Source organism: Streptomyces sp. NPDC031132 (assembly GCF_055570595.1).
This window is the reverse complement of sequence record NZ_JBVIGX010000021.1, coordinates 79,764-100,331: the sequence shown is the minus strand read 5'-3', so window position 1 is coordinate 100,331 and position 20,568 is coordinate 79,764. Positions and strand designations below refer to the sequence as shown.

Sequence of the window (20,568 nt, the reverse complement as noted above, 5' to 3'; positions counted from 1 at the left end):
GGGGTGACCTCACTCGTGATTACTTCCGTACATCCACATCCGGATGCCGATTTCCAATGGGGGGACCGAACGGCGCGGTGCCCGCACCGCGTTTTCAGGGGCTGTCGACGGTCTCCAGCAGGCCCGCTTCGAGCGATCCGTCCAGCAGCGGACGCATCGCGTCGAGCTCGCAGCCGGCGGCGGCGAGCGCCTCCGACAGCGGCCGGCGCCCGTCGAACCCGCGCAGCAGCCGCAGCCAGTCCGCGTGGGTCAGGTGGTCGATGACGAACCGGATCCCGCCGTCGACCAGGACGTACGAGGTGTTCGCCTCCTGTACGTCGTCCAGTACGAGCACGCCCTCGGCGAGGCGGAACACCGAGGTGTCCTCGATCCGTGCCTGCGGGAACAGCTCCTGGACCTCGGGGCCCTCGAAGTCCGTGACGCGCAGCTCGTACGGGGCGGGCCCGGACGGGGCCCGACTGCCCGGGACGTCCACGGCCATCAGGTCGAGGATGCCCAGGTTGACCACGCGCATCAGCAGCTCGACGTGCCCGGAGCTCTGGTCCCGCTGCAGCCTGCGCAGGGCGCGGTGGATGTTCGCGCCGTCGAGGTACTGGGCGGCGCGCGGCGAGGACAGGGCCTGCTCCACGAGCTCGTCGCCGTTCTGGCCGAGCATCCGGGTGAAGGTGCGGTGCGTGTGGCGCACGCCCTCGCCCTCGTAGAAGGCGAGCTTGGGCCGGCTGATCACCTCGGCGGGCAGGATGTCCCGTACGGCCTCGCGGATGACCTGCTTGTCCCAGAACAGCCGCTTGCGGTAGGCGCGCGGCACGGTCGCCAGCAGCTCGATGATCCGGTGGTCCAGGAAGGGGACGCGGGCCTCGACGCCGTTGCCGGAGGCGGTGCGGTCCTCGACCCAGAAGTTGTACTGCTGCATGTCCCGGAACTTCCAGGCCAGGTAGGAGCCGTACGGGTCGTCCACCGCGCCCGGGGCGTACGCGCCGACGGCGTCGTCGCTGAGCAGCGGCAGGTCGGTGCCCTCCCACCAGACGGAGACGGAGGACTGCGAGCCGAGGGCCTTGCGGCGGGCCATCGTGCGCAGGTTGCCCTCGAAGTCCTCCCAGTCGCCGCCGCCGGAGAGGGCGACGCTGTAGCCGCCGCTGAACTCGTCGGCTCCGGAGCCGAGCAGGATCGCCTTGAGCTCGGGGCGCTCGGCGCGGGCGAAACGATACATCTCGCTCTTGTAGAACTGCTCCGGCCCGCACTGCGGCGTCTCCATCAGCCACAGCAGGCGCCGCCATTCGTCGGGCGAGGGCACCCGGTCGGCCCCGAAGGCCACCTGGTGGTTGGGCAGTCCGAGCAGGTCGGCGGTGGCGCGGGCGTACTGGGCGTCCTTGTTGACGACGGTGGCGCCGGTGAGCGCGGAGAAGGTGTGCAGCCCGGTGTGCGCCGACAGGGCGGTGATGGCCGCGGAGTCGAGCCCGCCGCTGAGGAAGACACCGATCTCGGCGTCTGCGATCAGGCACTCCCGTACGGAGGAGGCGAGCAGGTCGCCCATGCTCTGCACGAAGAAGCTCTCGGGGAGGGCGTCGGCCTCGGCCGGCGTGGGCAGCTCCCAGTAGCGGTGCACGCGGGTGGCCCCGCCGCGCAGGCTGATGTCGACGATCGACCCGGACGGAACGTGATCCACGCCCTTGAACCAGCTGACGGGCTCGTCGTCGGTCATCACCGGCGCGGAGCTGAGCCCCTGGTCGGCGAGGGCGCGCGCCCAGTCGAGCTCGCGCGGACAGTCGGGGTGCGCGAAGAGAGCCTTGACCTCGGAGCCGAAGAGCACGGTGTCGCGGTTGCGGTGGACGAACAGCGGCTTGATGCCGAGCCGGTCACGGGCGAGCAGCAGCCGCTGCTCACGCAGGTCGATGACGGCGATGCCGAACATCCCGCGCACGTCGTCGAGGAACGCGAGCCCCTTCTCCAAGTAGAGGTGGAGCAGGACCTCACAGTCACTCTCACTCCGAAAGCGAACCCGCCCCTCGAACCCCTTCCGCAACTCGCGGTAGTTGTAGATCTCCCCGTTCGCCGCGAGGATGACGTTCCCGTCCTCGCTGATGAACGGCTGCCGCCCGCCCTCGGGGTCGATCAGCGCGAGCCGCGTGAAGGACATGCACGCCGGCCCGGTGTGGTGGAACTGCATGTCGTCCGGCCCGCGCGGCCGCAGCGCATGGGCCATGTCGCGGAGAATCGCGTCGGCCGACCCCGCGAGGGCGCTTCCGTCGGTGTGGGCGAATCCTGCAATTCCGCACATATGGCTTCCGATTCCCCTGTGACGTGGTGACTGGAGCGGACATGCCACGCCCCCCGGTCCGGGAGGCGTGGCATGTGGGTCGCTACTAGCGGACAGCGGCGACGATGGTGCCCTGGTCGACCTTCTTGGCCTCCGGCTTGATGTAAACCTTCATTTCTTTCACCTCCGCTCGGCGTCAGTGGTCATTTGCTGTTGAAGAGCATCCACCGCCCCGGTGTTGCCCCGGTGGCGCGAGGGTGGCGCCCGGGCGTCCCGGCCCGCGCCCGTCCGTCGACGCCTGCGCCACGGAAGTCGCCGTTGTCCGCGCCCTGTTCTCGCGGAGTCACACGTACCGCCACACCGTCTGACCTACCGTGGACGAGGGCAGTGCCCTGAGCTGGCCCGCTCCACAGTCGAGGCACGGGACGGGGGGACCCGTGGCGCCGACAGGATTCGTCGATCGCGTTGAACACATGGGGGAACTGCGCTCGTTCGTTGCGGCGCTGATGGACGGGCAAGGCGGTCGGGCGATCGCGGTCGACGGTGTTTCGGGAATGGGCAAGTCCGCTCTGCTGAGAGCGTTCGAGACGGAGGCTGCGGCCTCCCCGGGCCCGGCTGGATGCAGGATCGTCTCCACCCGCTGCCACCCGGGCATTGGTCCCGGCCTCACGTACGGGCCGGTGATCGACCTCCTTCTGAAGCTGAGCGGGGCTCAGGAGGCCAGGTCGCGAGGGAAGTTCCGCCGCATTCTGGGGGCCACCGGCCAAGGAGTGGTCAGATCGGCTCCGGACGTGCTGTCCGCGATCGTCCCCGGCCTGGGAGCAGTGTTCACTGTGGGCAGGGAGATCACGGAGGCCTCCCTCGATTCCGGGTCCATCCCCTTCGACAGCTTGCTGCCGTTCCAGCAGGGTGCAGCGATGCGGATCGGCGAGGGGCTGCTGGACCTGGTCAGACAAGGTCCGCCGGTGGTCCTTGTGATCGATGACGTCCAGTACAGCGATCCCAGCAGTCTGCTCGTGCTCGATCAGCTGTTACGCAGACTCTCAGACGAGCCGGTCGCCGTCGTGCTCAGTCATACCAGCGACGGCGCCTATGCAGAGGGCCCCGGTTCCACGGTGGAGGAACTGCTGCACCGCTGGGCCACGGAAGGCCTGCTGGTACGGCGGACGTTGGCCGGGCTGCCGCAGGATGCAATGACTGAGCTTGTCGCGCACCGACATCCCAGTGCGCCGCCCGCACTCGCGGAGCAGCTGGCCCTGTTGACGGCGGGGCACGCCATCTTCGTGACGCTCTGCCTCGACGAGTGGAATCCGGGTGACGGAGCGAACGTCGCCCTGCCCGCCAGCCTGTCGAGGGTGGTGGAGAGCCGACTGCAGACGCTCTCGGAGCAAGACCGCGTCCTGCTGGTCACCGGGGCCACGCAGGGGGAGGTCTTTCTTTCCCGGACCGTGTCCGCAGTGGCCGGTCTGCCGCACGATGTGGTGATGGAGCGGCTGCGGCTCATCTCCAAGCATCGCCGTCTGATCGTTTCCGCCCCGGCTCCCGGCTGGGCACGGCGGGAGGCATCGGACTGCTACCGCTTCGAGCACCGCGCATTGTGGAGCGTCGTCTACGCCCAGCAAAGCACCCAGCAGATGCGCTCCCGGCACGGCCACGTCGCCGAGTGGATCGCCTCCGGACAGCCGCGTGACATGACCCTGGAACGCCGACTGGAGATCGCACGCCACCTGAAGAACGGGGGGCCCGGCTGCCTGGCGGCTTCTGCTGACGCCCACTACGCCCTGGCACGGGACGCGGCGACCGAGGGGCTGTCCTTCGCCGAGGCCGAGAGCCATTGCGAGGAAGTGATCAATGCCGTGAGGGAATTGCATGAAGGCGATGAAGGGCGAGACCGGAGGTTCGTCCAGGCCGTGGAGCTTCTGCTGTCGCTCACAGAGGTCCGCTGGCGAGGTCAGACCGCGCCCGCGGGCGGCCCGGACATCGATGCCCTCGCAGCCGAGGCGGAGGCTGCTGCTGCTCGGTGTGCCGAGCCGGAATTGATCATCCGGGCCACGCTGCTGCGCGGCAAGACGCTCCTCGCCACACAGGGGCTGGTTCCCTCGCTGGACAAGCTGAGGGCATCCGTGGAGCTGGCCGAGCGGCACGGCGACTCCGTGGCCCTGTTCGTGGCCCGCATCGAGTATGGCCGTCAGGTCTCCAAGCGCAATCTTGCGGAAGGCCTGGCGCAGCTGCGGGAGGCGGAGCGCTTGTACACATCGGACCCGCGCCTCGGCGACGGCGCCGAGCCGGTGCTCCAGCACACCCGCAACCTCGGCGAGATGCAGCTCGGTATCACCCTGTTCGACAGCGGCCATCTGTCCGAGGCGCTCACCCGGCTCAACCGGTGCGTGGCGCGGCTGCGGGCTGAGCCGCTGAACGCGGAGCTGCCCATAGCGCTGAACTACCTTGCCCAAGTGCATGCGGGTCTCGGCGCCTTCCGAAACGCGGAGGAGGTGCTGCGCGAAGCGCTGGAGTTCGAGGCGGAGCGTGGTGGTGACAGCGGCTGGCACGCCTACAACGCAGCTCTTCTCGCCCGCATCATCGCCGTACGGCCGGACCGGGTGGAGGAGAGCCGGCAGCTCATCGTCGACGCCTGGGCGGAAACCGAGCGGACCTGGCTGGTCAACCTCGTCCCCATCGTGCGGAACCTCTACGCCGAAGTGCTCATGGCCCAGGCGGACCGCCCCGGGGAACCGCTGGACGATGCAGAACGCCTGGCCATCGCCACCTGCGAAGAGACACGGCAGAGCGGCATGGTGAGGAGCGAGATCGCCGCGTACTCCCTGCGCAGCCGGATCCTGATCAGGAAGGGCGACACCGCGGGCGCAGCGGAACACGCCCGGGAGGCGCTGCGCATCCTGGACGAGGTCGGGGACATGCCCGCGCTGCGGACGGAGGAGATCCTCTACTACTCGGCGGAGGCACTCAGGGCCGGAAGCTCTGAGGCAGAGGCGCAAGGATTGTTCGCCCGCGCCCGAAACGAAGTTCTCCGAAAGGCCGGGCTCATCCCGGACCAGGCGATGCGGCGGGCCTTCCTGGCGGACGTCCCCCTCAACCGCTCCATCCTCGGCGAGCACGAGGACCGCGTAAGCACTCCCAGCGGTCCATGATCCCCCGAGGCTCCCGGGCAAGAATGCAGGAAGGGCCTGATCCGCGATGCGGATCAGGCCCTTGACCTGGTCTTACGAAGTCGGGGTGGCGGGATTTGAACCCACGACCTCTTCGTCCCGAACGAAGCGCGCTGCCAAGCTGCGCTACACCCCGATCGCCGCCTGGCGGTGTTGTTGTCCTGGCGACATCGATTACTTTAGCGGACCCTCGGCCGGAGACGAAATCCGGTTTTCGCGAGGGGACGGCGGGGGCGGTCCGCCGTGGCCTGGGCCGGCCGCCGGGCCGGGGATCGTCTGATCACGGTGATGCGAAAGACAGACCCTAGGCCTTGGGGGTCAGGGTCAGGAGCGTGGCTTCCGGGGGGCAGGCGAAGCGGACCGGGGTGTAGCGGTTCGTGCCGCAGCCCGCCGAGACGTGGAGGTAGGCGCGCTTGCCGTCCGTCTCGTACGTGGAGAGCCCCTTCACCCGCTTCGTGTCCAGGTCGCAGTTGGTGACGAGCGCCCCGTAGAAGGGGATGCACAGCTGACCCCCGTGCGTGTGCCCCGCCAGGATCAGCGGGTACCGGTCCGCCGTGAAGGACTCGAGGACGCGCAGGTACGGGGCGTGCACGACGGCCATCGAGAAGTCGGCGTCCGCCTCCGGCCCGCCCGCGACCTGCTCGTAGCGGTCGCGCTTGATGTGCGGGTCGTCCAGGCCGGTGAAGGCCAGTTCCAGGTCGGGCAGTTTCAGGCGCCCGCGCGTGTTGCCGAGGTTCACCCAGCCCGCCGCGTCGAAGGCGTCCCGCATCTCCTCCCACGGGTTGTGCACGGCGCCGACGACCGGCTTGTTGCCGTTCAGCCCGTGCCGCCCCTGGACCTTCTCGATCAGGTAGCGCCCGGGGTTGCGCAGCCGCGGCCCGTAGTAGTCGTTCGACCCGAAGACGTACACGCCGGGGAAGGACATCAGCGGACCCAGGGCGTCCAGTACCTCCGGGACGCCCTCGGTGTCGGAGAGGTTGTCGCCCGTGTTCACGACGAAGTCCGGGCGCAGGCCGGCCAGCGACTGGAGCCAGGCGCGCTTCTTGTGCTGGCCGCCGACCATGTGGATGTCGGAGACCTGGAGTACGCGCAGCGGGCGCATCCCGGCGGGGAGGACCGGCACGGTGATCCGGCGCAGTCGGAACGACCGCGCCTCGAAACCGGCGGCATAGGCCACACCGGCGGCCCCGACCGCCGCGATCGAAGCGGTGACCTTCAGGGGTACTCCGTAACGCGCACGCATGGCCCCATCGTCTCAGACCCGGAAAACCGGCGGGCGCCACTGCCCCTGCACCTGGCAGACTCAGGTCATGACCACGCTCAAGGCCAAGCTCCAGGAAGACCTCACCACCGCCATCAGGGCGCGCGACGAGCTGCACTCGTCCACGCTGCGCCTGACCCTCTCCGCCATCACCAAGGAGGAGGTCGCGGGCAAGGAGGCGCGCGTGCTCTCCGACGACGAGGTCCTCAAGGTGATCGCCAAGGAGGCGAAGAAGCGCCGCGAGGCCGCGGAAGCCTTCGCGCAGGGCGGTCGCCCCGAGCAGGCCGCGCGCGAGACGGCGGAGGGCGAGTTCCTCGACACCTACCTGCCCAAGCAGCTCAGCGACGAGGAGCTCGGCGCGATCGTGGCGCAGGCCGTCGAGGAGGCCAGGGCCGCGGGTGCCGAGGGGCCGCGGGCCATGGGCGCCGTCATGAAGATCGTGAACCCGAAGGTGGCCGGTCTGGCGGAGGGCGGCCGCGTCGCCGCCGCCGTCAAGAAGCACCTCGCGTAGGCGTACGAGCAGAAGCGAACGACGGAGGGCCCCGGCTGCGCGATGCGCGGGCGGGGCCCTCCGTTCGTCTGTCCTGCCGGCTAGTCCTCGAGGCCGCCGATGATGCCGCCCGGGAACGGGTCGGTCGGGCCGGTGCCGCCCGTCGCGCCGCCTGTTGCGCCGTCCGTCGCGCCGCCCGTGGCACCGGCCGCAGTCTGGCCTCCGGGGCGGCCGCCCGGCTTGCCGTCGCCGCCCGGCTTGCGGGGCTTCCCCGGCTTGTTCGGGGTCTGGTTCGGGTTCGGGTTCGGAGTGGGACGGCCGCCGCCGGCTGGCAGCCCGCCCTCCGGGATGGTCACCGTGGTGAAGTTCGGCGCCTCCCGGCCTTCCAGCGCGCCCGAGACCGCCTGCTTCCAGATCGGGCCGGGCAGCCCGCCGCCGTAGACCTTGTCGTAGTACTGGCCGCCGATGGTGATGTTCTCCATCGACACCTGCTTCGAGCCGCCCGAGCCGACCCACGTTGCGCCCGCCATGTTCGGCGTGTACCCGACGAACCAGGCGTTGTAGCGACTGTCGGTGGTACCGGTCTTGCCCGCGTTCTGCCGGTCGGTCAGACCCGCGGCGGTACCCGTACCGGAGTCGATCACGCCGAGCAGCAGCGTGTTGACGGTGTCGGCGGTCTTCTCCGCCATCACGCGGTCGCACTGGGACTTCGGCACGGCCAGTGCCTTGCCGTGCGCGTCGGTGATCGACTCCAGGGCGACCGGGGTGCAGTACACGCCGCGGTTGGCGAAGGTCGCGTACGCGTTCGCCATGGTCAGCGGGGACATGCCCTCGGTTCCGAGCGCGATCGCCGGGACCTCGGGGAGCTTCGTGCCGTCGGCCGGGATCACGCCGAGCTTGGTGGTCATCTCGGTCACGGGGCAGAGCCCGAGCGCGTTGTCGGAGATCATCTCCACGAAGTACGTGTTGACCGACTTGGCCATCGCGTCCCTCATGCCGTACGGGCCGATCTCGGACTCCGACTCGTTCTCCACCCGGTCGTGCGAGGTGTTGACCCAGGGCTTGTCGCCGCAGGTCTGCACCGGGCTCGGGTACTCCATGTCGTGCGGGGACGGGTACGTCTTGCCCGCCGACACGCCCCGCTCCAGGGCCGCGGCCGCGACGAACGGCTTGAAGGTCGAACCGGTCGGGAAGCCGAAGTTCGATCCGCCCATCCGCTTGTCCACGGAGAAGTTGATCTGCGTCTCGTTCTTGCCGAAGCCGTACGGCTTGGACTGGCCCATGGCGAGCACCCGGCCCGTGCCCGGCTGCACCAGGGTCACGGCCGTGGCGACCTTGTCGTCCTGGTTGACGTGGTCCTTGATCGACTCGTTGACGGACTCCTGCGACTGCGGGTCCAGCGTCGTGCGCACGGTCAGGCCGCCCTGGTTCCAGAGCTTGGCCCGCTCCTCGCGGGTCTTGCCGAACACGGGGTCGGTCAGGAACGTGTTGCGCACGTAGTCACAGAAGAAGCCCGCGCCCTTGACCGCGGTGATGCAGCCGTTCTTCGGCCGCGTCACCTTCAGCGTCACCGGCTTCTTCTTCGCCTCGTCCGCCTCGGCCTGCGAGACGTCCTTCATGTCGGCCATCCGCTGGAGGACGACGTTGCGGCGCTTCATCGCCTCCTGCGCGTCGTTCACCGGGTCGAACCGGCTCGGCGACTGCACGACGCCCGCCAGCAGCGCCGACTCGTCCAGGGTCAGGTCCTTGGCCGGCTTGCTGAAGTAGCGCTGAGCGGCGGATTCGATTCCGTATGCCTGCTGGCCGAAGTAAGTGATGTTGAGGTAGTTCTCGAGGATCTTCTTCTTCCCGAGCTCCTCCTCGACCTGGATCGAGTACTTCAGCTCGCGGATCTTGCGGCCCAGGCTCTTCTCCTGGGCCTCGCGCACCTTGGTCTCGTCGTCGCCGGCCTCTTCGACGAACACGTTCTTCACGTACTGCTGCGTCAGCGTCGACGCGCCCTGCGCGGCTCCGCCTTCCTGCGCGTTGCGGTTGACCGCGCGCAGGATGCCCTTCAGGTCGATCGCGCCGTGCTCGTAGAAACGCGAGTCCTCGATCGCGACGATCGCCTTCTGCATGTACGGGGAGACGGCCGTGAGGGGCACCACCTGCCGGTCCCGTGAATAGACCGTGGCGATCAAGCCACCCTCGGCGTCCAGAATCGTCGTGCGCTGACTCAGCGGCGGTGTCTTGAGATTGGCCGGGATCTCATCGAATCCCTCGACCGTGCCCTTGGCGGCGAGCCCCAGGGCGCCTGCGCCCGGGATCGCGATACCGGCCAGCACAACTCCGGAGAGAACGGACACCCCGAGGAACTTGGCGGCCTGCTGCGGCCCCGTGAGCCCGGCGCCCGAGCGCTTCTTTCCCATGGAGGGCAGCCTACGTTCTCATTCGCCGGACACGCGCGAATGCCTTGGCCTAAGCTGTCCCCAACTGTCACAGCAGTGCGGTGCGACATCAACCCCTCGGCTTGATTTTCACCCTTCCCGAATGGGGTGGACTTATGTCCGAATCCCGCCCCTCACTCTGACGGTCGCTCGTCCATGGTCCGCCGATTCCACCCGAATTGCCGGAATGGTCGGGCATGTCGCCGGATCACTCCGTCGGGTGATCTGCCGCTTACCCATAGTCCGTTCGGACCATTCAAGATTGGGCCCGTCGGGGGTGTTGCACTGTCCCCGCCTTCCGTAACGTCCTCAACTGGCAGCGGTGAATATGCCGCTACCGCCGTGGGGGAGCCTCGATTCGGGAGAGGACGGCGCCGGGATGGGCTGGGTTACCGACTGGAGTGCGCAGGCAGCCTGCCGCACTACCGATCCGGATGAACTGTTCGTTCAAGGAGCGGCACAGAACAGGGCCAAGGCGGTGTGCACCGGATGTCCGGTGCGGACCGAGTGCCTGGCCGACGCGCTCGACAATCGTGTCGAGTTCGGAGTATGGGGCGGAATGACCGAGCGGGAACGTCGCGCATTGCTGCGCCGGCGTCCCACCGTCACCTCGTGGCGACGGCTGCTCGAAACCGCCCGCACGGAGTACGAGCGCAGTACAGGCATCCTCACCGTGGATGTCGATGCGGAGATCGACGTTCCGTACGAGACGTACGCGGCAGCCGGGTAGACCCACCCGCGCGGCCCGTGTACGAATGCCCCCTCACCCGGAGGCATTCGTCGTACGAACGCCTACGCTCCGGCCGGAACCCCGGCCGCGAGTCGCTCTCCGATGGCCCGCAGCCCGGCGAGGTCGTGCACATCGCCGGGCAGGGCGGCCACCTCGGCCACCGCCACCTCGGGGTGCAGCGAGGTGAAGCGATCGCGTGTGCGCTGTTCGCGCGCGATCACCTGCATCCGTTCGGCGTGCAGGCGCAGCAGTCCTGCGGTGATCTCGTCCACGTCGGCATCGGCGTCGGGGTCGGCTTCGGGGTCTGAGGCTGCGTGGGCATGGGCGTCGGCACGGGTATCGGCATCGGGGGAGCCGGTCTCGGTCCCGCTCCCGGGAGTGTCCGTGGCATCGGCGGCCTCCGCGGCCGAGTCACGAAGTCCAGCTTTCCCGGACTCCTGATCGACAATGCCGCCTTCCTCAAGATTCTCTGCGGCGGCCAACGCCCGCTCTGCGGACAGCTGGTCGGCACCGCTGGCGTGCACCCGGTTCAGTACGAGCCCGGCCAGCGGCATCTGCTCCGCGGCCAGCCGCTCCACGAAGTACGCCGCCTCCCGCAGCGCGTCCGGTTCGGGCGCCGCGACCACCAGGAACGCCGTACCGGGAGCCTGCAGCAGCCGGAACGTCGCGTCCGCGCGGGTGCGGAAACCGCCGAACATCGTGTCCATCGCCGCCACGAACGTCTGCACGTCCTTCAGCAGCGAGGCACCCATCAGCTTGCTGAGCGTCCCGGTCATCAGGGACATGCCGACGTTGAGGAACTTCATCCCCGCCCGGCCGCCCACCTTCGCCGGAGCCATCAGCACCCGGATGAACTTCCCGTCCAGGAAGGACCCCAGCCGCTTCGGCGCGTCGAGGAAGTCCAGCGCGGACCGGCTCGGCGGGGTGTCCACGACGATCAGGTCCCAGTCGTCGCGGGCCCGCAGCTGGCCCAGCTTCTCCATCGCCATGTACTCCTGCGTGCCCGCGAACCCGGCCGACAGGGACTGGTAGAAGGGGTTGGCGAGGATGGCCTCCGCGCGGTCCGCGTCCGCGTGACCCTCGACGATCTCGTCGAAGGTCCGCTTCATGTCGAGCATCATGGCGTGCAGTTCGCCGCCGTCGACCCCCTTCACCTTGCGCGGGGTGTTGTCCAGCGAGTCGATCCCCATCGACTGGGCGAGCCGCCGCGCCGGGTCGATGGTCAGCACGACCACCTTCCGCCCGCGCTCCGCCGCCCGTACGCCCAGGGCCGCGGCGGTGGTCGTCTTGCCGACCCCGCCGGCGCCGCAGCAGACGATGATCCGCGTCCCGGGGTCGTCCAGCAGCCGGTCCACGGCCAGCCGCGCCGGAGTGTCCATGCCGGTGCCCCCCTTCATGCCCGTCGTGGCCTCGGTCATTCCTCGCCCGCCTGCTTCCGCAGCTCCGAGGCCAGCTCGTACAGCCCGGCCAGATCCATCCCCGCGCCGAGCAGGGGGAGTTCGTACGTCGGCACGTCCAAGTGCGCCAGTACGGTGCGCTGTGCGCGCTCCAGCTCCACCCGGCTCGCGTGCTCGGCGGCCTGCGTGAGCAGCGGGTCCACCAGCCGCTCCGCGAGCCCGCCGCGGCGCGCGCCGCCCAGGCCCGCCCGGGACAGGGCCTTGGCCACGTCCGCACGGCGCTCGCCTGCGGCGGCGCGCAGGGCGTCCTCGTCCAGGTGGTGCGGCCGCACCATGTTGACGACGACCCGACCCACGGGCAGCCCCGCCTCCTCGAGTTCGGCGATCCCGTCCGCGGTCTCCTGGACGGGCATCTCCTCGAGCAGCGTGACCAGGTGGACGGCCGTCTCAGGGGACTTGAGCACCTTCATGACGGCCTGCGCCTGGTTGTGGATCGGCCCGAACCGGGCCAGCCCCGCCACCTCGTCGTTGACGTTCAGGAAGCGGGTGATCCGCCCGGTCGGCGGGGCGTCCATGATCACGTGGTCGTAGACGTACCGGCCGGCCTTGTCCTTGCGCCGGACCGCCTCGCACGCCTTGCCCGTCAGCAGTACGTCCCGCAGCCCGGGCGCGATGGTCGTCGCGAAGTCGATCGCGCCGAGCTTCTTGAGGGCGCGGCCGGCGGAGCCGAGCTTGTAGAACATCTGGAGGTAGTCCAGCAGGGCCCGCTCGGCATCGATGGCCAGGGCGAACACCTCCCCGCCGCCCGAGGCGACGGCGATCTTCCGCTCCTCGTACGGGAGCGCCTCCGCGCCGAAGAGCTGCGCGATCCCCTGCCTGCCCTCGACCTCCACCAGAAGCGTCCGTCTGCCCTCGCGCGCGAGGGCGAGCGCGAGTGCCGCGGCGACCGTGGTCTTTCCGGTTCCGCCCTTGCCGCTGACCACCTGGAGCCTGCTCACAGCGTCTGAGCCTAACCACTCGTCCCTCGGGCTGCGCATGAGCCCTCGGTGTCAGGCGTTACGCTCGCCCCCATGACCAAGAAGTTCGAATACGCGACGGTCCCGCTGCTGGTCCACGCCACCAAGCAGATCCTGGACACCTGGGGCGAGGACGGCTGGGAGCTCGTCCAGGTCGTGCCCGGCCCGAACAACCCCGAGCAGCTCGTGGCCTACCTCAAGCGGGAGAAGGCATGAGCGGCGCTGTCGAGGCGAAGCTGGCCGAGCTCGGCCTGACCCTGCCGGAGGTCGTCCCGCCGCTGGCCACGTACCAGCCGGCCGTGCGGTCGGGCGCGTACGTGTTCACCGCGGGGCAGCTCCCGATGGTCAAGGGCAGCATGCCGGTCACCGGCAAGGTCGGCGCCGAGGTCTCGGCGGAGCAGGCCAAGGACCTGGCCGCGACCTGCGCGCTGAACGCCCTGGCCGCGGTGAAGTCCGTGATCGGTGACCTCGACAAGATCGTGCGTGTCGTGAAGGTCGTCGGCTTCGTGGCCTCGGCCCCCGACTTCACCGGCCAGCCGGGCGTGCTGAACGGTGCGAGCGAGCTGCTGGGTGCGGTGCTCGGCGAGAAGGGCGTCCACGCCCGCAGCGCCGTCGGCGTGGCGGTCCTGCCGCTGGACGCCCCGGTCGAGATCGAGATCCAGGTCGAGGTTTCCGGAGCCTGACCGTACGACTTCCCGTACAGCCCCCGTCGGCTCCCGGCGGGGGCTGTACGTGTTCCCGGTACTCGGGTGCGGGCCCGGCCGGGCGGGACGCGGCCTCGGGCAGGGGAGTGGGCCTCGAACATCGGCCCGGATGGCCGTAGCATCCCGCCATGCCCAACGGTGAGCAGGGACAGCAGCAGACACCCGGAGTTTCCGGTGCACACGGCGCCACGCCCGCCGGTGGCCAGTGGTACCCGCCCGAGTGGCCCGACCGGATCCGCGCGCTCATGGACGGCTCCCTCACGCCGGTGGAGCCCAGACGCGCCGCCACCGTGATGCTGCTCCGCGACACCCCCGACGGTCCCGTCGTGCACATGCTGCGCCGCAGGGCCTCCATGGCCTTCGCGGGCGGCGCGTACGCCTATCCCGGCGGCGGGGTCGACCCCCGCGACGAGGACCACCTCGTCGGCTGGGCCGGTCCCGGCCGGGACGAGTGGGCCGCCCGCCTCGCCACCGACCCCCGCACCGCCCAGGCCATCGTCTGCGGCGCCGTCCGCGAGACCTTCGAGGAGGCGGGCGTCCTGCTCGCCGGCGAGAGCGCCGACACCGTCGTCGGCGACACCACCGGCGACGACTGGGAGGCCGACCGTACGGCCCTCGTCGCCCGCGAGCTGTCCTTCGCCGAGTTCCTCGACCGCCGCGGCCTGCGGCTGCGCTCCGACCTGCTCGGCGCCTGGGCCCGCTGGATCACCCCGGAGTTCGAGCCCCGCCGCTACGACACCTGGTTCTTCGTCGCCGCCCTCCCGGAGGGCCAGCGCACCCGCAACGCCTCCACCGAGGCCGACCGGACCGTCTGGATCCGCCCCGCGGACGCCGCCGACGGCTACGACAAGGGCGAGCTGCTGATGATGCCGCCCACCATCTCCACCCTGCGCTCCCTCGAGCCGTACGGGAGCGCCGTCGACGCCCTCACCGCGGCCGCCGCCCAGGACCTGACGCCCGTACTCGCCCAGGCCTCGCTGGAGAGCGGCGAAGTGGTGCTCAGCTGGCCGGGCCACGACGAGTTCACCAAGCGCGTCCGCCCCGGAGGCACCCCGTGACGAATGCCGCCGCTCTGCCCGGACAGCCCCGCGGAATCGTCACCTCTGGGCCCGCCACCGCCCGCGCGGTCAACATCCTGGCCCCCAACGCCTCGGCGATGACCCTGGACGGCACCAACACCTGGCTCGTCTCGGAGCCCGGCTCCGAGCTCGCCGTCGTCATCGACCCCGGCCCCCTCGACGACGTCCACCTGCGCGCGGTCATGGAGACCGCCGAACAGGCGGGCAAGCGGATCGCCCTGACCCTCCTCACCCACGGCCACCCCGACCACGCCGAGGGCGCGGGCCGGTTCGCCGAGCTCACCGGCACCAAGGTGCGCGCCCTGGACCCCGCGCTGCGCCTCGGCGACGAGGGGCTGGCCGCCGGGGACGTGATCCGGACCGGCGGCCTCGAGCTGCGCGTCGTCCCGACCCCCGGCCACACCGCCGACTCGCTCAGCTTCCACCTGCCCGCCGACCGGGCCGTCCTGACCGGCGACACGATCCTCGGCCGCGGCACCACCGTCGTCGCGCACCCCGACGGCCGCCTCGGGGACTACCTGGACTCCCTGCGCCGGCTGCGCTCGCTGACGGTCGACGACGGCGTGCACACGGTGCTCCCGGGGCACGGACCGGTCCTGGACGACGCACAGGGCGTGGTGGAGTTCTACCTGGCCCACCGCGCACACCGGCTCGCCCAGGTGGAGACCGCGGTGGAGAACGGGTACACGACCCCCCAGGCGGTCGTCGCCCACGTCTACGGGGACGTGGACCGCTCGCTGTGGCCGGCCGCGGAATGGTCCGTACGGGCGCAGCTCGAGTACCTTCAAGATCACGGACTGATCCCGGGGGGCCCTGAATGACCACGCTGTTCCTGCTGCTCGCGCTCATCGCCACCGCCGCGTGGATCACCTCGACGGTGACCCTGCGCGTGAAGGCCCTGGAACGGCGCTCGGAGCGGCTGGAGCGGCGCCTCGGCCTGGTCCTGGACCACTTCGGCATCGAGGAGCCGGAGCCGGCCGGGCTGGACGAGGTACGGGCGCTCGTGCGCGACGGCCGCACGATCGAGGCCATCCGCGTCTACCGGCGCATCACCGGGGCGGACCTGCTCGAGGCGAAGCAGGCGGTCGAGGCCCTGACGGACGTCTGAGCGCGCCTTCAGCGGGGCGTCTTGGTGCCGTGCCGGGCGGTGTACTCGTGCGCGAGCCACGGGCCGAGGTCTTCCAGGTACGCGTGCAGCACGGCCGGGTCCTCGGCCGGATCCAGCGCCACTGCGGCCGCGGCCCGCATCTGCGCGGCGCGCTCCGGGTAGTACCGCCCGAAGATCGCCGCGGACTCGGCGAGATCGCTCGTCCAGCCGCCCCACCGGGGCATGACGAGGGTGAACCCGGTGCGCACCAGGTGCCGCGAGAAGTGCCGGCTGAGCCTGCGGTACTCGGCGGGGGTCGACGCGGCCTCCAGCCTGGCCCGCCACCGCGGCAGCAGGGCGGCCAGGTCGCCGTTGGTCTCCCGGGCGAGCAGGCTGTCCGGGCGGTAGCGGGGGAGGTGCTCGGCCAGGTCCGCGCCGAGCAGCGGGGTGCACAGGCAGGCGAGGAACCAGCCCAGGTCGTCGCGTTCCTGCTCGCTCAGCAGGGTGTCCTTGCCGTAGAGCAGGAGGCCGACGCCGTCGATCTCGGGGAAGTCCTGGTCGAGCCCGCGCGCCAGCACCTCGGCGGTGTCCCGGTCCTCGTCGGCGGCCTCGTGGTTCAGCGCGAGCAGCAGGTCGAGGTCGGAGCGCCCCGGGCGGGCCGTCCCGCGCGGCACGGACCCGTACAGGTACGCGCTGTGCAGCCGCTGCCCGTACGCCTCGCCGATCCGCTCGCGCGCGGCGGCGACGACGGGCCCGAAGGCGCCCTGCACCCGGCCGAGCGAGCCCTCGCGCTCGAAGTACCCGTACGCGTCCAGCCCTCTGCGCTCCATGGCCCCTCTCCCCGTCCGGCCCCGCCTGGGCAGCGCCGCCGCACCCGGATACGGCAGAGGGGCCCCGCCCGACCGGGCAGGACCCCTCCGCGCGAAGCCGAGGCGTCAGCGGGACCGCTTCGCCAGCCGCTCCACGTCCAGCAGGATCACCGCGCGGGCCTCCAGGCGGAGCCACCCGCGGCCCGCGAAGTCCGCGAGGGCCTTGTTGACCGTCTCGCGGGAGGCGCCGACCAGCTGGGCCAGCTCCTCCTGCGTCAGGTCGTGCACGACGTGGATGCCCTCTTCCGACTGCACGCCGAACCGGCGCGACAGGTCGAGGAGCGCCCGCGCCACACGGCCGGGAACGTCGGAGAAGACCAGGTCGGACATCTGGTCGTTCGTCTTGCGCAGGCGCCGTGCCACCGCGCGCAGCAGCGCGGTCGCGACCTCGGGCCGGGCGTTGAGCCACGGCTGCAGGTCGCCGTGGCCGAGGCCCAGCAGCTTGACCTCGGTCAGGGCGGTGGCGGTGGCGGTGCGCGGGCCCGGGTCGAAGAGCGACAGCTCGCCGATCAGCTCGCCGGGGCCGAGGACGGCCAGCATGTTCTCGCGGCCGTCGGGGGAGGTGCGGTGCAGCTTCACCTTGCCCTCGGTCACCACGTAGAGCCGGTCGCCGGGGTCGCCCTCGTGGAACAGGGCGTCACCGCGTGCGAGCGTCACCTCGCCCATGGAGGCGCGGAGCTCCGCGGCCTGCTCGTCATCGAGCGCCGCGAAGAGCGGGGCGCGCCGCAGAACGTCGTCCACGAGTCTCTCTCCTATGTCGACCAGCTCAGGGGACCGTGCTCCCCATTTTGCCGGACGGCTCAAACAGTGCGATCAATCACAAGGATGCCGGACGTACGGGCGTGCTGTGCGGCGAGAGGCCAATCAGAGTGGTGTTACCTGAGGTCCAGGCGGGTGTCAGCGCCCGGCCTTAGGCTGGCCGGGTGTCCAATAAGCCGGTGAGAGCACAGGCCAAGGGGTCCGCAGGAGTGACGGGCGCCCCCGATTCAGCTGTGGGCGAACAAGCCCCCGAGAAGGCGTCCGGGAAGCCCCGGAAGGCCCCGCCGAGCCCCCAGGGCAAAGCTTCGGCCAAGAAAACGGAATCGCGCGTGGCCATGGTGCGCCGGGCCCGCCGCATCAACCGCGAGCTGGCCGAGCTCTACCCGTACGCCCATCCCGAGCTCGACTTCCGGAATCCCTTCGAGCTGCTGGTCGCCACGGTCCTCTCCGCCCAGACCACCGACCTGCGCGTGAACCAGACCACCCCGGCCCTGTTCGCCGCCTACCCGACCCCCGAGGACATGGCCGCGGCCGTCCCCGAGGATCTGGAGGAGCTCATCCGGCCGACCGGGTTCTTCCGGGCCAAGTCGCGGTCCCTCCTCGGCCTCTCGCAGGCCCTGCGGGACGACTTCGGCGGGAAGGTGCCGGGCCGGATCGAGGACCTCGTGACGCTGCCCGGGGTCGGCCGGAAAACGGCCAACGTGGTGCTCGGCAATGCGTTCGGCGTCCCGGGGATCACCGTGGACACCCACTTCGGCCGACTGGTCCGCCGCTGGAAGTGGACCGAGCAGGAGGATCCGGTGAAGGTCGAGGCGGAGATCTGCGCGATCTTCCCGAAGAGCGAGTGGACGATGCTCTCGCACCGCGTCGTCTTCCACGGCCGCCGGATCTGCCACGCCCGCAAACCCGCCTGCGGCGCCTGCCCGATCGCCCCGCTCTGCCCGGCGTACGGGGAGGGCGAGACGGACCCGGAGAAGGCGAAGAAGCTGCTCAAGTACGAGAAGGGCGGCCAGCCCGGCCAGCGGCTGAGCCCGCCGCCGGACTACCCGGGCCTCCCCGCCCCGCCGCTGGGCGGCGGCCAGGGGGCCTCCACCGCCTCCTGAGCAAGGGGCAGGGAGCGGGCACGCAGTACGAGCACGGAGTACGCAGCACGGCCGCGCGCCGCCGCACGGCGGCCCGCGGAGGAACGAATCCGGCCCGGGGCTGCGTTGTCCCCGTATCGGGACGGCGACGGTGTCGGCAACGGCAGGGAGCAGGGGTGCCTATGACGCGCGGAGCGCGGGACGAGAGCAGCGTGGCCGAGGCGGCCGCGCCGCCGCAGCAGGGCGGGCCGCAGGCCCCGTACGAGGACCACGGCGGCCCGCGCGTGAGCAGTCAGGGCCTGCCCGGCTGGCTCGATCCCGTCGTGGAGGCCGTGCGGACGGTCCGGCCGACCCAGCTCAGCCGTTTCCTGCCGCCGGAGGACGGCCGGGGCCGCCAGTCCGCCGTGCTGATCCTGTTCGGCGAGGGCCCGCGCGGCCCCGAGCTGCTGCTCATGGAGCGCGCCGGGAGCCTGCGCTCGCACCCCGGCCAGCCCTCGTTCCCGGGCGGCGCCCTCGATCCGGAGGACGGTGATCCGCACACCACCGGCCCGCTGCGCGCCGCCCTGCGCGAGGCCGAGGAGGAGACCGGGCTCGACCCCGCCGGCGTCCAGCTCTTCGGGGTGCTGCCGCGGCTCTACATCCCGGTCAGCGAGTTCGTCGTGACCCCGGTGCTCGGCTGGTGGCGTGAGCCCAGCCCGGTCGGGGTCGTGGACCCGGCCGAGACCGCCCGCGTCTTCACGGTTCCCGTGGCCGATCTCACGGATCCCGATCACCGGGTCACGGCCGTCCATCCGCGCGGCCATCTGGGCCCCGCTTTCACCGTCGAATCGGCTCTGGTCTGGGGTTTTACCGCCGGAGTGATCGACCGGATCCTGCATTTCGCGGGGTGGGAGCGCCCATGGGACCGATCGAGGCAGGTCCCGCTCGACTGGCGCGCATGAGACGGTGACCCTCGTGAACGTGCTGGACATCCTGTTGCTGGTCGCCGCCGTCTGGTTTGCGATCGTCGGCTACCGCCAGGGGTTCGTCGTCGGCATCCTGTCGGTGATCGGCTTCCTCGGCGGTGGTCTCATCGCCGTGTCCCTGCTCCCGCTGGTCTGGGACCGGGTGACCGACAACGGCACCCAGGTGTCCACCACGGTCGTCGTGATCGCCGTGGTCGTGATCATCGTCTGTGCCTCGATCGGGCAGGCCCTCACCACGCATCTGGGCAACCGGCTGCGGCGCCACATCACGTGGTCGCCCGCCCGAGTGGTCGACGCGACCGGCGGGGCCCTGGTCAACGTCGTCGCGATGCTGCTGGTGGCGTGGCTGATCGGCTCGGCGCTCGCCGGGACGTCACTTCCCACCCTGGGCAAGGAAGTCCGCAACTCCAAGGTGCTGCTGGGCGTCTCGCGGGTGCTGCCCGCGCAGGCCAACACCTGGTTCTCGGACTTCAGCTCCACCCTGGCGCGCAGCGGCTTCCCGCAGGTGTTCAGCCCGTTCTCGAACGAGCCGATCACCGAGGTGAAGGCGCCCGATCCGGCGCTCGCCCGCAGCCCCGTCGCCGAGGCGGCGAAGCGCTCGATCGTGAAGGTCGTCGGTACCGCGCCGAGTTGCAGCAAGGTCCTGGAGGGCACCGGCTTCGTCTTCGCGCCCGGCAAGGTGATGACCAACGCGCACGTCGTCGGCGGGGTCGGCGAGCCGACCGTGCAGATCGGCGGCGAGGGCAAGCTCTACGACGGCAAGGTCGTGCTCTACGACTGGGAGCGCGACATCGCCGTCCTGGACGTGCCCAAGCTGAAGGCGCCCCCGCTGGAGTTCACCGACAAGGACGCGGCGAGCAGCAGCGACGCGATCGTCGCCGGCTTCCCGGAGAACGGCTCGTACGACGTCCGCGCGGCGCGCGTCCGCGGCCGGATCAACGCGAACGGCCCGGACATCTACCACCGCGGCACCGTCCGGCGCGACGTCTACTCGCTGTACGCGACCGTCCGCCAGGGCAACTCCGGCGGCCCGCTGCTCACGCCCGACGGCAAGGTCTACGGGGTCGTCTTCGCGAAGTCGCTCGACGACCCGAACACCGGGTACGCGCTGACGGCGGACGAGGTCCGCGACGACATCCGGATCGGCAAGGTCTCCGACCGGCGGGTCGACAGCCAGGGCTGCGCCCTCTGATCCGTACGGGCACTTCGCCCGTACGGAGCGGGGCGCCGCGCCCGGCTACGTCCGTGGATGCCGCAGGCGGGCCGAGACCCAGCGGGC

The 20,568-nt window shown here is 70.8% G+C and carries 18 protein-coding genes and 1 tRNA gene; 11 read left to right on the top strand and 8 right to left on the bottom strand.

Annotated features, from left to right (window positions below; all coding sequences use genetic code 11):
* Window positions 1-94: 94 nt before the first annotated feature.
* Window positions 95-2,278: an asparagine synthase (glutamine-hydrolyzing) gene (gene asnB / locus ACZ49B_RS26780; protein ID WP_468310659.1), complete on the bottom strand. Its 2,184-nt coding sequence runs from the start codon at window positions 2,276-2,278 to the stop codon at window positions 95-97.
* Between the two features lie 416 nt (window positions 2,279-2,694).
* On the opposite strand from asnB, the gene ACZ49B_RS26775 reads away from it, so the two are divergent.
* Window positions 2,695-5,406, top strand: coding sequence for an AAA family ATPase (locus tag ACZ49B_RS26775; RefSeq protein WP_468310656.1), 2,712 nt, complete (start codon window positions 2,695-2,697; stop codon window positions 5,404-5,406).
* 80 nt (window positions 5,407-5,486) lie between these two features.
* Here ACZ49B_RS26775 and ACZ49B_RS26770 read toward each other — a convergent pair.
* Window positions 5,487-5,560: transfer RNA gene (locus ACZ49B_RS26770), tRNA-Pro, on the bottom strand.
* A 168-nt stretch (window positions 5,561-5,728) separates the two neighbouring features.
* Window positions 5,729-6,667, bottom strand: coding sequence for a metallophosphoesterase (locus ACZ49B_RS26765; RefSeq protein WP_468310653.1), 939 nt, complete (start codon window positions 6,665-6,667; stop codon window positions 5,729-5,731).
* Window positions 6,668-6,734: 67 nt separating this feature from the next.
* Between ACZ49B_RS26765 and ACZ49B_RS26760 the strand changes: the two genes are divergently transcribed.
* Window positions 6,735-7,196, top strand: a complete 462-nt coding sequence (locus ACZ49B_RS26760) for a GatB/YqeY domain-containing protein (protein ID WP_468310651.1) — start codon at window positions 6,735-6,737, stop codon at window positions 7,194-7,196.
* Window positions 7,197-7,276: 80 nt separating this feature from the next.
* Here the strand turns inward: ACZ49B_RS26760 and ACZ49B_RS26755 are convergent, their stop codons facing one another.
* Window positions 7,277-9,583 carry a transglycosylase domain-containing protein gene (locus ACZ49B_RS26755; protein WP_468310649.1) on the bottom strand — a complete coding sequence of 769 codons (2,307 nt, stop codon included), beginning with the start codon at window positions 9,581-9,583 and terminating at the stop codon, window positions 7,277-7,279.
* A 397-nt stretch (window positions 9,584-9,980) separates the two neighbouring features.
* On the opposite strand from ACZ49B_RS26755, the gene ACZ49B_RS26750 reads away from it, so the two are divergent.
* Window positions 9,981-10,331, top strand: coding sequence for a WhiB family transcriptional regulator (locus ACZ49B_RS26750; protein WP_030299276.1), 351 nt, complete (start codon window positions 9,981-9,983; stop codon window positions 10,329-10,331).
* Window positions 10,332-10,393: 62 nt separating this feature from the next.
* On the opposite strand, the gene bagB is transcribed toward ACZ49B_RS26750, so the two are convergent.
* Window positions 10,394-11,749, bottom strand: coding sequence for an ATPase BagB (gene bagB / locus ACZ49B_RS26745; protein WP_468310646.1), 1,356 nt, complete (start codon window positions 11,747-11,749; stop codon window positions 10,394-10,396).
* Window positions 11,746-12,726 carry an ATPase BagA gene (bagA, locus tag ACZ49B_RS26740; RefSeq protein WP_468310644.1) on the bottom strand — a complete coding sequence of 327 codons (981 nt, stop codon included), beginning with the start codon at window positions 12,724-12,726 and terminating at the stop codon, window positions 11,746-11,748. Before bagA ends, bagB begins: the two co-directional genes overlap by 4 nt.
* A 72-nt stretch (window positions 12,727-12,798) precedes the next feature.
* Between bagA and ACZ49B_RS26735 the strand changes: the two genes are divergently transcribed.
* The 5 genes from ACZ49B_RS26735 (at window position 12,799) to ACZ49B_RS26715 (ending at window position 15,635) form a co-directional block, all read left to right on the top strand.
* Window positions 12,799-12,960 (top strand): DUF4177 domain-containing protein, encoded by a 162-nt coding sequence (locus ACZ49B_RS26735; RefSeq protein ID WP_007264966.1) that lies wholly within the window; start codon window positions 12,799-12,801, stop codon window positions 12,958-12,960.
* A complete protein-coding gene (locus tag ACZ49B_RS26730) occupies window positions 12,957-13,427 on the top strand; it encodes a RidA family protein (protein ID WP_468310641.1) in 471 nt (156 codons plus the stop codon). Before ACZ49B_RS26735 ends, ACZ49B_RS26730 begins: the two co-directional genes overlap by 4 nt.
* Before the next feature lie 266 nt (window positions 13,428-13,693).
* Entirely contained in the window at window positions 13,694-14,506 is an 813-nt protein-coding gene (locus ACZ49B_RS26725; RefSeq protein WP_468310727.1) for an NUDIX hydrolase, read from the top strand.
* Window positions 14,503-15,348 carry an MBL fold metallo-hydrolase gene (locus tag ACZ49B_RS26720; protein WP_468310638.1) on the top strand — a complete coding sequence of 282 codons (846 nt, stop codon included), beginning with the start codon at window positions 14,503-14,505 and terminating at the stop codon, window positions 15,346-15,348. Before ACZ49B_RS26725 ends, ACZ49B_RS26720 begins: the two co-directional genes overlap by 4 nt.
* Window positions 15,345-15,635 (top strand): hypothetical protein, encoded by a 291-nt coding sequence (locus ACZ49B_RS26715; RefSeq protein WP_468310635.1) that lies wholly within the window; start codon window positions 15,345-15,347, stop codon window positions 15,633-15,635. The genes ACZ49B_RS26720 and ACZ49B_RS26715 overlap by 4 nt, the downstream gene beginning before the upstream one ends.
* Before the next feature lie 8 nt (window positions 15,636-15,643).
* On the opposite strand, the gene ACZ49B_RS26710 is transcribed toward ACZ49B_RS26715, so the two are convergent.
* Window positions 15,644-16,444 carry a nucleotidyltransferase domain-containing protein gene (locus ACZ49B_RS26710; protein ID WP_468310633.1) on the bottom strand — a complete coding sequence of 267 codons (801 nt, stop codon included), beginning with the start codon at window positions 16,442-16,444 and terminating at the stop codon, window positions 15,644-15,646.
* Window positions 16,445-16,549: 105 nt separating this feature from the next.
* Complete coding sequence (locus ACZ49B_RS26705; protein WP_003981529.1) at window positions 16,550-17,224, bottom strand: Crp/Fnr family transcriptional regulator; 675 nt, start codon at window positions 17,222-17,224, stop codon at window positions 16,550-16,552.
* A gap of 353 nt (window positions 17,225-17,577) precedes the next feature.
* On the opposite strand from ACZ49B_RS26705, the gene nth reads away from it, so the two are divergent.
* From nth to ACZ49B_RS26690, 3 genes are all read left to right on the top strand, one after another.
* Window positions 17,578-18,345, top strand: coding sequence for an endonuclease III (gene nth, locus ACZ49B_RS26700; RefSeq protein WP_468310725.1), 768 nt, complete (start codon window positions 17,578-17,580; stop codon window positions 18,343-18,345).
* 161 nt (window positions 18,346-18,506) lie between these two features.
* The gene (locus ACZ49B_RS26695) at window positions 18,507-19,265 is read left to right on the top strand and encodes an NUDIX hydrolase (RefSeq protein WP_468310631.1); all 759 of its coding nucleotides are present in this window, start codon (window positions 18,507-18,509) and stop codon (window positions 19,263-19,265) included.
* A 13-nt stretch (window positions 19,266-19,278) separates the two neighbouring features.
* A complete protein-coding gene (locus ACZ49B_RS26690) occupies window positions 19,279-20,481 on the top strand; it encodes a MarP family serine protease (protein ID WP_468310628.1) in 1,203 nt (400 codons plus the stop codon).
* The last annotated feature ends 87 nt before the right edge of the window (window positions 20,482-20,568 follow it).

Excerpts from the sequence above, each read along its gene's own strand:
- asnB (WP_468310659.1), bottom strand. The coding sequence starts at position 2,278 with ATGTGCGGAATTGCAGGATTCGCCCACACCGACGGAAGCGCCCTCGCG.
- ACZ49B_RS26765 (WP_468310653.1), bottom strand. The coding sequence starts at position 6,667 with ATGCGTGCGCGTTACGGAGTACCCCTGAAGGTCACCGCTTCGATCGCG.
- ACZ49B_RS26760 (WP_468310651.1), top strand. The coding sequence starts at position 6,735 with ATGACCACGCTCAAGGCCAAGCTCCAGGAAGACCTCACCACCGCCATC.
- ACZ49B_RS26755 (WP_468310649.1), bottom strand. The coding sequence starts at position 9,583 with ATGGGAAAGAAGCGCTCGGGCGCCGGGCTCACGGGGCCGCAGCAGGCC.
- ACZ49B_RS26750 (WP_030299276.1), top strand. The coding sequence starts at position 9,981 with ATGGGCTGGGTTACCGACTGGAGTGCGCAGGCAGCCTGCCGCACTACC.
- bagB (WP_468310646.1), bottom strand. The coding sequence starts at position 11,749 with ATGACCGAGGCCACGACGGGCATGAAGGGGGGCACCGGCATGGACACT.
- ACZ49B_RS26735 (WP_007264966.1), top strand. The coding sequence starts at position 12,799 with ATGACCAAGAAGTTCGAATACGCGACGGTCCCGCTGCTGGTCCACGCC.
- ACZ49B_RS26730 (WP_468310641.1), top strand. The coding sequence starts at position 12,957 with ATGAGCGGCGCTGTCGAGGCGAAGCTGGCCGAGCTCGGCCTGACCCTG.
- ACZ49B_RS26725 (WP_468310727.1), top strand. The coding sequence starts at position 13,694 with ATGGACGGCTCCCTCACGCCGGTGGAGCCCAGACGCGCCGCCACCGTG.
- ACZ49B_RS26715 (WP_468310635.1), top strand. The coding sequence starts at position 15,345 with ATGACCACGCTGTTCCTGCTGCTCGCGCTCATCGCCACCGCCGCGTGG.
- ACZ49B_RS26710 (WP_468310633.1), bottom strand. The coding sequence starts at position 16,444 with ATGGAGCGCAGAGGGCTGGACGCGTACGGGTACTTCGAGCGCGAGGGC.
- nth (WP_468310725.1), top strand. The coding sequence starts at position 17,578 with ATGGTGCGCCGGGCCCGCCGCATCAACCGCGAGCTGGCCGAGCTCTAC.
- ACZ49B_RS26695 (WP_468310631.1), top strand. The coding sequence starts at position 18,507 with ATGACGCGCGGAGCGCGGGACGAGAGCAGCGTGGCCGAGGCGGCCGCG.